Source organism: Calditrichota bacterium (assembly GCA_013151735.1).
Taxonomy (GTDB): domain Bacteria; phylum Zhuqueibacterota; class JdFR-76; order JdFR-76; family BMS3Abin05; genus BMS3Abin05.
The window spans coordinates 1-10411 of record JAADHR010000147.1 but is presented as its reverse complement, the minus strand read 5'-3'; the positions used below and the strand labels follow the sequence as shown (position 1 = coordinate 10411).

The window sequence follows — 10411 nt, the reverse complement described above, 5'->3', positions numbered from 1 at the left end:
TTTCAATCCGTGAATCAGTGGCATCTTTTTAAGCCACTATTTCACAAATTATGAATTCCCCTGCTCTTTGTTTGATCCTTCTGCAAAAATATTTCTTAAGAAATTGGCATATTCAATCCGTGAATCTGTGGCATTTCCTTCAAAAATTAAATCCTACCGAAAAAAATCCACCGATGCTTTTTAAATTGCCCCGTTTGCCTGAATTTAAAAGCACATTTTCTTCATTCGCCCATCGCACTTCCGCCCGGGTGACGAAATTCCGGAACCATTCGTACGAGCAAAAAAGTCGGGCGTCTGTTCTTTTTTCGACCTCTCCCTCGAAAAAGTGAACCTCCGTCGGGTCAATCGCCCGATGCGGTAACGTGATATCCCCACCCACGTTCTGATCATCGGGATTGGCCCCGTGTTTCCAGAATTGAACCTCTCCCCCGGTTACCAACCAGCGGGAAAGCCGCCACGTGAGTGCCGCATCCAGGGTTTCCGAATTGGGACCTGCCCAATGTCCCAGAGGGGTCACGAAATGCTCGTATACATTAATGGGGTAGCGATGGGTGTACACGTAAGGACGAATTTTGGCCACCTCAATTCGAAAATCCAGGTTGGGAACATTGAAAACATCCGCCCGAAAAAGGCCTGCCAGCACGGCCCACTTGTTTCCGTACCATCCGGTTCCAAGCCTGGAAGTTTTCAAATCATCCAAAAACAACTCCCCGTACAGTTTTGACGAAAACCCCGGAAAGAGTTCAATCGTCGCCCCCAGCGTACTGTTGTCCTGATCGCCCAAATTGTGTTCCGCCGACCAGTAAAAATTTACGGGATTCAGATAGGCCAGTTCCGGATTGCGATCACCGTAGATGAGCACCTCGTGAATGCCAAGTTTCAAAAAGCGAAATGGAGCCATTTCCAGGCGGTGCGCGGCCAAATACTTGTGGGCCCACACATTCCGCTGAAAATAGCCGGTAAAATAGGAATACGCCACCAGATCGGGCCAGGGCCGCAAAATGCCTGCAATGGAGGTGAATTTGAATTTGCGAAATCGAAGCTGAAATTTCACCTGATCGTAGGAGGTAGGATTGGCGGACAGGGCCAAATTCCCCCAGTGTCCGGGTCCCCAGGCGTTGCGTTCCTTCCCAACCAACAGCCGCCAGTGGCGGCCCCCCACAACCAGACCTGCCCGGGTTTCGTCAAAATAGGCGTAGTGCCCGAACCCTTCTGCATAGCCGGTTCCGGGTAAACTGAAGCTTACATTGGGCGGGTACGTGCGTGTACCCCAAACCTTGGAATCCCGAAAATCAAAGAAAAAACTCAGGTGGTTTCCCCAGAGCCCCCAGGCCGTGATTCCGTGCGATTCCCGAAAATCGCGGCGCGTACCGGTGTCCGTCTGTGCCGTAAAATTTTTCCCGTATAAAACGGGGTCCAAAAACGCAGAAAACGTCTCATCCGAATAGGTAAAAAGATTGCGCCCGTTGGTGTACAGCAGATGGGGAAACACCTTCCCAAAGACGTTCCAGCGCCGTAAGCGCATGAGGCGTGGCGCCTCTTTGGAAACCGGTACAGGAAGCGATTTGGGCAGATATTCACGAAACTCAACTGCCAAATAAGCAAGCTCTTGTTTTTCGACGGAATTCAGGCAGCTGTAGGCAGCAGAATTGAGGTAGATCTCTTTCAAATAGTCCGCGATTTCTCCACGGGACAGGGGACGGGTACCGTCAAAAACGGGACGTACCACGCCCTTTACTTCCATTCGTTCCAAAAAATCGTATACCCAGTGATTCAACGGGTACGAGGGACTTTGCGGACGAGCCGTGCCGAAAAACCCAAAGAGCAAAAGGGTCACCGCGAATCCTGTGCTAAGTCGTTTCAAGCGCTTCCTCCAGAATCCGGACCATTTTTTCGCTGGCCTGTCCGTCGCCGTACGAAAACTGCCGGGGATTGGAAGGATGAAAATCGGCGATGGCTTCCAGGATTTCATCGTGGCGAGCCCCCACCAGACGATTCCACCCCTCTTCCACTGTCTCCGTCCACTCGGTTTCCTCACGCAGAGTCACGCAGGGCACTCCCCAGAGGTAGGCTTCTTTCTGAATGCCGCCGGAGTCGGTTAAAATCTTTTTGGCGTGTTTTTCCAAAACCAGCATGTCCAGGTAGCTGAGCGGTTCCGTCAGAATCAGCGTTTTTGCGGCCTGAATTTTTTTGTCCAGTCCATAGGCAGCCAGAAATTTCCGCGTGCGCGGGTGAACCGGAAACAGGATGGGTTCACCGCTTTCCAGAAACGCGTCCACAATGGCACGCAGATTGTCCGGATTGTCCGTGTTGGCCGGACGATGAACGGTAGCCAAAGAATAGGCTTTTTCTTCAAGATGAAAGCGTTTGAGCGGCGAGGGACGGGTTTCGGCAAGGACACTGAACTGCAGAAGGGCATCGTACATAACGTCGCCGGTCAGATAAACGCCTTCCGTTCGGCCTTCGTTTTTCAGATGGGCAACGGCCGTTTGCGTGGGACAAAACAGCCAGCGCGAAATCCGATCCGTCAGCACCCGGTTGATCTCCTCCGGCATATCCCAGTTAAAGCTGCGCAGGCCGGCTTCCACGTGCGCTACCGGAATGTGCAGCTTGGTAGCCGCCAGTGCCCCGGCAATGGTGGAATTGGTGTCGCCGTACACCAGAACAGCATCCGGACGAACGTCTAACAAAACGGCTTCAATCCCTTCCAGCATTCGGGCTGTTTGCACAGCATGGGACTCCGAGCCGATTTCCAGATTGACATCCGGCCGGGGAATGCCCAGATCGTCAAAGAAGATCCGGGACATATTTTCATCGTAGTGCTGGCCGGTGTGCAGTAGGATTTCCACATGTTTTTTCCGAATGGCCCGAGAAACAGGGGCGGCCTTCACAAATTGGGGCCGCGCCCCGACAATGGAGAGAATTTTCAATGTACTACTCCGAATAATTTATTCCAAAAGAAACACACAAAAAATAAGCGCCACCAAGACTCTTGTCCCGGCAGCAAACTTTTCGCGTGTTTCGCGGATATGGTTTTTTTAATCCCAGCCCTGGTTTTCCAGAAGTTGTTCTTCGGGCGTGTCGCCGAAATATTTCGCCGGAATTCCCGCCCACACCTGCCGCGGGGGAATGTTTTTGGTAACCACCGAACCGGCTGCCACCACGGCATCTTCACCGATTTCCTTACCGGGCAAAATCACAGCACCGCCGCCAATGCGGCCGCCCTTGCGCACCGTGACGCCCTTAAAATGCTTGAAACGTTCCTCCGTGCGGCCCAGAAAATTGTCATTGGTTGTGGTCACTTTGGGAGCAATGAAGCAGTAATCCTCCACCACGGAATAAGCCGTAATGTAGCATCCCGTTTCCAGCTTGCATTTTTTCCCGATGGTGGTGAAATTTTCCACTGTCGCGCCGCGGCCGATAATGGTGTACTCGCCGACCGTCACATTTTCGCGCACAGCGGCTGTGTCCGCAATCAGCACGTTGTTAGCCATTTCGCAGCCGGCGTACACCACCACACCGGCACCAATCAGGCAATCGTCTCCGATTTTTGCAGGAGGTAGTTTTTTTTCATCCTTGAAGATGCTTCGTTTGGAACGCATGGGTTGTTTGCCCACCACGGTTTGGTCATCAATGCGCACATTATTGCCAATAATTGAGCCCTCGTGGATGACAACATTGTGCCCAATCTGACAATCCGAACCGATTTGCACATTTGCTTCCACCACCACATTTTGGCCCAGAGTTGTGCCTTCACCAATTTTTGCTGTCGGATCTATGAAATGCTCCATTTACGTTATCTCCCAGTTTTTTATGGTCACCTAATTTCCACCGGCTCGCCGTGATTTTTCAGCGACTTGTCCGCTGCTTCCAAAATCTTTACCACCTGCAGACCGTCAAAGCCGTTGCTCCGGGGCTGAGTATCATTCAAAATTGCATCCACAAAGTGCTGGCATTCCAATTTTAAAGGTTCCTGCATGGTTAATTTTGGGATGTGAATATCACCGACCCGAAGCGTCAGGGCCTCCTGGTAGCCCGTAAAATCCTCCTTGAATTCCACCCCCTTGTCATAAAGACGGATCTTTTCGGTGGATTCCATATCGTCCAGCACCACCATTTTTTTGGACCCCACCACCGTCAGTTTCCGGATTTTGTGGGGATCCAGCCAGCTCACATGGAGCTGAGCCATTTTGCCATCGGGGAAATGGACAGTGGCAAACGCCACATCCTCAATCCCCGGCTGCAGGTAGGATTGCCCGGTGCAGACAACCCGGGAGGGATTTTTCCCCAGCAGCATCAGTGCAATGGAAATATCGTGAGGAGCCAGACTCCAGAGGGCATTTTCCTTTTTCCGAACCACGCCGAGGTTGACACGCGTGGAGTACAGGTAACGAACCTCTCCCAATTCCCCCGAATCCAGATATTCTTTGACCTTCAGGTACGCCGGGTGGTACTCCAGAATATGTCCCACCATGAGCTTAAGATTCTTCTTCTCTGCCAATTCCACCAGTTTTTCACTCTCGTGAGACACCAGCGTCATCGGCTTCTCAACAAACACGTGTTTGCCATTTTCCAAAGCCTGACGAGCCAATTCAAAATGGGTTTCCGGTACCGTAGCGATTACAACCGCATCGATTTTCGGATCATTTAAAATCGATGCCGCATCCTTTGTTGTTTTCACCTCAGGATAATTGGATGCAATCCCTTTCAGAATCTTGTCGTTTAGGTCGGAAGCCCTGACCATTTCGACATCTGGCAGGTCATAAAAATTCCGAAAAATATTTTTCCCCCAATTACCTACCCCAATTTGGGCAAATTTCAGTCCCATGTAGTACCCCTTTCTGTTTATTAGAAAGCATTAAAAAAATCGGATTTTATTATTTAACTTTTTTTTCAACCCACCCCCTCGCTCCTCCTCCCTTTTTAAGGGAGGGAGAAGAAGGGAGAGTCAATTACAGAGAAATATTGTGTAAAAGCCTATTTTTCAATTGATTGTAAAGCGACCCCATGTTAATGGCAAATTAATTTTTATCACAACTTGTTGATCTTATTTTGTTACAAGCCATTTCGGTAAGATTCCAGCCCATTGTCGCCTCAGGAACCCGGGAACAGGCGAAGTGCCCGCTTTAGTTTTTCCCAGCGCTGGAATTCTTCCGGATTTTGCCGCTGCAAATCTTTCAAATATTCGCTCGTCCACAAAAAGAAAACAAGAAGCACAAAGGTTACAAATCCCCCCGTAAAGGCAATGAGCAGACGACTGGGACAACACTTGCGTTCCGGCACGCGGGCTTTGTCCAAAGTCTGCACGGTGGGCGTCGTTTTGGCTTCTTCGATTTTCGCCCGATAATACTGTTGATTCAACAGTTGAAAAACACTTTCCAGAATCCGGGTACGCCGGGTCAGGGCTGCCAGCTGGATGCCGACTTCCGGCGCTTCAGAAAAAGCGATGAAAAACTCTTTCCGTTGAGTAAGCGGCCGGTCCCCTCCAAATTGAATCGTTTCATACTGCTTTTGCAGAGCCTGAATTTCGGACAGAAGAAATTGCAATTTCGGATTGTTGGGTTTCATTGTTTTTCGGAGAACCTCGTATTCCACCTTCTTTGCAACAATCTGCCCTTTTAGCTGCCCGGCTTCCTTGATTGCCTCTTTCATTTGATCCGGCAGGCTGATGGCTTTGTGGCTTTTCTGAAAATCTGCCAGTTCGGCTGAGGCTTTTCGAAGCTCCACCTGAACAGAATCAATCTGGCGGGCGATGTAAATGCGGGCATTCTTTGCCCTGGAAATCATCTTTTCCCGATTCAGCCGGTCCAATTCCTCGATGTATCCGTTTGCCAGACGAGCAGCCAATTGGGGAGACCGGGCTTTCACCTGAAGAATAATCATTCCGTTACGGGTGTCCATCATATCCGTTCGGGATGAAAGGGCTCTCAGCGTTTTTTCAAGACTTTTTTGTTTCCATCGCTTTTGAAGGTCGAACCGTTGAATCAGGCGTTCTTTTAGCGTTCGGCTTTGCAGCATCTGCAAAAATATCTTGGATTGCTGCGGGCTGGCTGTCGGCAAAAACCCTTGAAGCGGCATTTGGGAAACCATCTGTAAATAGCTGGATGACACATCCTGTGCGGGGGGAAGAACACTGGTACGGGCCTGATACCATTTAGGAAGAAAAAAGCTGATCCCGTAGAAAAAAATCATTGCGGCAGCTACCCAGCCTACAATCAACCATTTTCGCCGAAATAAAACAATAAAATAATCCAAAAGATTCAATTCCATGTGATTCCAAATTATTTAACTCAAATCATTCACGCGCGTTTTTTAAAGAGATTTTTTATCAGCCGTTTAGCTTCCTATTTCCCCATGGCATTTTTGACGACCAGGTAAACGGTTGCCGCCTGAGACGCCGCCAGCATAATTTCTCTGAAGAGTTTCCAGTAGTCGCGAACCGGCTTCTCCGGAACCCAGATCACATCGCCGGGCACCAACTGTTTGACCTGTTTGGGCTTCAACCACTCACCGGTTTTTGCGCGAATAATCCGGATCTTGCTTTTCCGGGCATTCCAGTTAAATCCTCCGGTGTACCGAATGTAATCTTTTATTTTCCATGCCGGGTGATAAATAACATTCCCCGGGAAAAGTACCTGGCCGGACACCCGGACGAAATTTTTCCGGCGAGGAACAATAATGTGATCCCCATCGCGAAGCAGAATATTTTGAGTGGAATCGCCCATGACGAACAACCGAACAAAATCCACCGACATCCGGCCCGAGATTTCGCGGGATTTCAGCTTAAAATACTCATATTCCATCTCGGTCATCTCGGAAACCTGCATTTTTTTCAGACGCTCAAATTCCGGATCGAGCCGCGACTGCCGATCCCCGCGAATGACCTTCGCTTCAATTAGGGAAGCCTCCGGTGTAAATCCGCCCGCCCGTCTGATCAGATCCTTCAGGTGCGCCTGTCCCTTGTTGATGGCGTAGTTTCCGGGGTACAAAACCTCGCCCGAAATCCTCACACCCCGCTTTCTGTGCCAGAGCTGCATCTCACGAACGTACACGCGATCATCCGAAAGCAGTTTGAAATTTTTCCAGAAGACCGGAGCCGTGGAATCGGTGGTTGAAATATACAGGCGCTGAATTGTGTGACCATCTGGAAGAAAGCGTGCAACAGTGATGGAATCCGGAGAAGCACAACCCTCCCGCCAGTCGGATAGCCTCCGCCACCGTTTCGCCGGGAACCCACTCAAAATCTGCAGGGCGCAAAACGGCACCCGATACAGTGATCCGGTGCGAAGCCACCGGCACCCTGACGATGTCGCCGTCGCGCAGCGTGGGGTTAGCAGAGAGATCTCCTATTCGATCGTATTCCAAAAGATCGACGCGTATTTTTTCTCCATTTTGAGCAATGACCCGAATATTTCGAAAAGATGATTTTTGGGTTAAACCACCCGCCAGGGCAATGGCATCCGAAACCCGGTCGATCGCAGAAACCACAACATCCCCCGGATGTTTGACTTCTCCCACCACGTGGACGCGAAACGTCCGCACGGTTTTTAAAATCAGGCTTGTTGAACGGGAAGTAAACACCTTTTGAATATGTGCGTCCAAATCGGCTTTAATCGCTGCCAGTGTTTTGCCGCTGGCTTCAAATTCGCCAATATTGGGCAGGATCAGCTTCCCCTGCGGGGTTACAGGCAATGTGAATGAAACACTTTTGTCTCCCCAGAGCGAGTAAAGTAAAACATCGCCCGGCCCAAGCACATAGGTTTCGGCAGAAATCGCGCCCTCGAACGATCGCGAGAGCAGCGGATACCGATAAGCAGGGTTCCCGCCCGTTTGCTGAGCCATTAGATTAGCTGCCCAAAAAAGCGGGACTAAAAACAAGGAGGCAGAAAGCACTCCCGCCGAAACAACGTGCCGCAATGGCCAAAAGCCATTCGGAAAACCCCCATTACTTTTTCGCCGGTTTAAAAAAGGAACGTTAATCAACATTGAACCGTTTCAGTTTTCGGGTACACTTTCCACTACAGTAACGTGTGGTGATGAATCAAAGCAATTTCTTAACATCAAATCGTCTACCCCCTAGTTAAATAATCGCCTAAAATACGAATGACTCCAGTTTTGCCGCAACCTCTTCAACACGCCGAGCAGACACAAAGGATGGAAAATTATCCAAAAATCTTTATAATTTATGAAAAAAACAACTATGAATCAATCACTATTTTGAATATTTAAAAGGGAGGAAGCAAAAAACAGGGGCAGGAGATGAATGAACGCCTGCCCTCTTTCTGTAAGTTGGGCTCACCGCACGAGAAGCATCTTTTTTGTCTGAACGGCATGATTGGTGCGGAGCCGATAGAGGTAGACGCCGCTGCTGACAGGTTCGCCCGCGGCGTTGGTAGCATCCCACACAATGCGTGTCGTGCCGGCCGGAAGCGCTCCCAGGCGGAAGGATTGAACCATCTGGCCGGAAAGGTTAAAAATGTCAATCTGTACCGTATCTTCCTTGGCGAGGCTAAAGCTGATAATGGTTGTAGGATTAAAGGGATTGGGATAGTTCTGATTCAACACAATCGTTTCGGGAATGTGAGTTTTGGGCGTCGTGTCTCCGGGTTTCTGCGGGGGATCCGGATAGCGTACCGTACCGTCACTTCGTCCTTTTAAAAGAACAAGATACATGTTGCTTTGATCCGTGCCGTAATTTCCTCCGAGAACCACGCGTCCGCTGTCGTGAACCATGTGGTACACCTGAAAGGTATCGGCGTGCTCATCCACAATCCGATATTGAGTCGTGTCCCAACTGGCCAGCCAGTTTGGAAGCGTCTTCAGCCGGGTATCATATCCGACAAAAAGATCGGCCTGCTGATTAATGGTAAATTCCAGAAAATCACTGCCTGTGCTGAATTTGTCATTATTCGCCGTTTTAAGCCACACCGCCGATTGAAGCTCTCTGGGTATCGATTGAATTTTGTAGTCACGATCGACATAATACGCCTCACCGGTCTGGACCGGTGTTAATTGATAGTTTCCACGGTTTAGCCCGGTTACCTGAACCGGCTGGGCAAACCGGTAAGAAATAGAATAATTGGGCGGCAGGGAATTCCCGGCCAGGTCATGAATACCTTCAAAGGAAAGGCTGTAGGCCACACCGAGCTCATGGGTGGCCGTGTACAAGACCACCTGCGTGTGGGTGGAATCCACATCGACGCGGTAAATGCGAATGTCCGGGCTCACTGCGTAGTTGGCCACATCACCGATGGCATCGGGGTCCATCGGTTCGCTAAAAATGAGCTGAACCCGCTGCCGGTCCAGAAGATTAACCTGCACCACATAGGGAGGCAGTTTATCACTAAAATTGTATTCATACTCAAAGGGAGCCGCAATGGTGTTTTGATTGAGATCTTTCACCTCGCGGACCGTCAATGTGTACGTTTGGCCGAGAAGGTGTTTTCGCGTATTGAGAACCACCTTTTTCAGAGATGTGTCCACATCCACACTCAGGATTTCCACATACGGCTGGATTGAATAGTGAGATTTATCTTTAATGGATTGGTAATTCATTTTCTCACTGAACTCAACCCCCAATGTGTACGGATCAATGGCTTTCACTTTGACAACCGACGGGGGAGAGACATCTGAATAGGTGTAAATAAGAATGTAGGGAATTTGCATCGCATTCCCATTGATATCCTGAATGTTTTGAAACGTCAGGCGATATGTGGTTGAAAATTCATGCTCTGCCGTGTGAACGACCACTGTTTTTTGATCGTTTTTCAATTCAACGGATTGAATCGCCACAGTTGGCTCAATTTTGTAGTTCCTGCTGTCTGTTGCCGAGGTTCGGTCAACGGGCTCGCTGAATTCCATTAAAATGGTCTGGCGATTGATCAATTGAAAGTTGGTCAGAAAAGGGGGCTGTTTATCTTCAAACCGATACGAAAAATGGTAAGGCGACTGCATTTTATTGTGGTAGGCGTCCTCGATATTTGCGATCGTTAATTCATAATCGGTTTCATAATGATGGGGATTCGTAATCAATGTGACCACCTGATTGGTGGAATCCAATTTTACCTGAAGGATGGAAACCGACGGCGATATGGAATAGTTTGAAACCTGAGATGCCGCATAAGGATTGAGGGCTTCACTAAAATGAATCACCAGCTTTGTCAACGAGGCCTTGTCTACCGAAACAACCGAGGGCGGGGTCGTGTCTGTAAACTCATAATTGGTCTGGTAGGTGGATGCGATGGCCACCCCATTGTGATTTTTTACGTGGGATATTTTTAACGTGTAGCGGACGTTTATGTGATGCTGCTCCGTATGCAATGTAACTTGGGTGGAATCCCGATTCAAATCAATGGATTGAATCGCAACGGCAGGTTCAATTGTGTAATTGGACGTGTTTTTCACGGAAGCC

At 49.4% G+C, this 10411-nt stretch carries 8 protein-coding genes; all 8 read right to left on the bottom strand.

From position 1 onward, the window contains the following. Positions 1-139: 139 nt before the first annotated feature. Positions 140-1864, bottom strand: a complete 1725-nt coding sequence (locus tag GXO76_10800) for a capsule assembly Wzi family protein (GenBank protein ID NOY78343.1) — start codon at positions 1862-1864, stop codon at positions 140-142. Further along, positions 1851-2930, bottom strand: coding sequence for a UDP-N-acetylglucosamine 2-epimerase (non-hydrolyzing) (gene wecB, locus GXO76_10795; protein NOY78342.1), 1080 nt, complete (start codon positions 2928-2930; stop codon positions 1851-1853). The genes GXO76_10800 and wecB overlap by 14 nt, the downstream gene beginning before the upstream one ends. Before the next feature lie 108 nt (positions 2931-3038). Next, positions 3039-3791, bottom strand: a complete 753-nt coding sequence (locus tag GXO76_10790; GenBank protein NOY78341.1) for an N-acetyltransferase — start codon at positions 3789-3791, stop codon at positions 3039-3041. 26 nt (positions 3792-3817) lie between these two features. Continuing rightward, positions 3818-4828, bottom strand: a complete 1011-nt coding sequence (locus tag GXO76_10785) for a Gfo/Idh/MocA family oxidoreductase (GenBank protein NOY78340.1) — start codon at positions 4826-4828, stop codon at positions 3818-3820. Positions 4829-5094: 266 nt separating this feature from the next. After that, positions 5095-6270, bottom strand: a complete 1176-nt coding sequence (locus tag GXO76_10780; GenBank protein ID NOY78339.1) for a hypothetical protein — start codon at positions 6268-6270, stop codon at positions 5095-5097. A gap of 74 nt (positions 6271-6344) precedes the next feature. Then, on the bottom strand, positions 6345-7052 hold the full coding sequence (locus tag GXO76_10775) for a hypothetical protein (protein NOY78338.1): 708 nt from the start codon (positions 7050-7052) through the stop codon (positions 6345-6347). 4 nt (positions 7053-7056) lie between these two features. Further along, positions 7057-7842, bottom strand: coding sequence for a polysaccharide export protein (locus GXO76_10770; protein ID NOY78337.1), 786 nt, complete (start codon positions 7840-7842; stop codon positions 7057-7059). Positions 7843-8295: 453 nt separating this feature from the next. Then, positions 8296-10411: T9SS type A sorting domain-containing protein (locus GXO76_10765; protein NOY78336.1), on the bottom strand; the 2116-nt coding region annotated here is incomplete at its 5' end.

Coding starts and splice junctions, on each gene's coding strand:
- GXO76_10780 (NOY78339.1), bottom strand. CDS start 6,270: ATGGAATTGAATCTTTTGGATTATTTTATTGTTTTATTTCGGCGAAAA.
- GXO76_10770 (NOY78337.1), bottom strand. CDS start 7,842: ATGGCTCAGCAAACGGGCGGGAACCCTGCTTATCGGTATCCGCTGCTC.
- GXO76_10790 (NOY78341.1), bottom strand. CDS start 3,791: ATGGAGCATTTCATAGATCCGACAGCAAAAATTGGTGAAGGCACAACT.
- GXO76_10785 (NOY78340.1), bottom strand. CDS start 4,828: ATGGGACTGAAATTTGCCCAAATTGGGGTAGGTAATTGGGGGAAAAAT.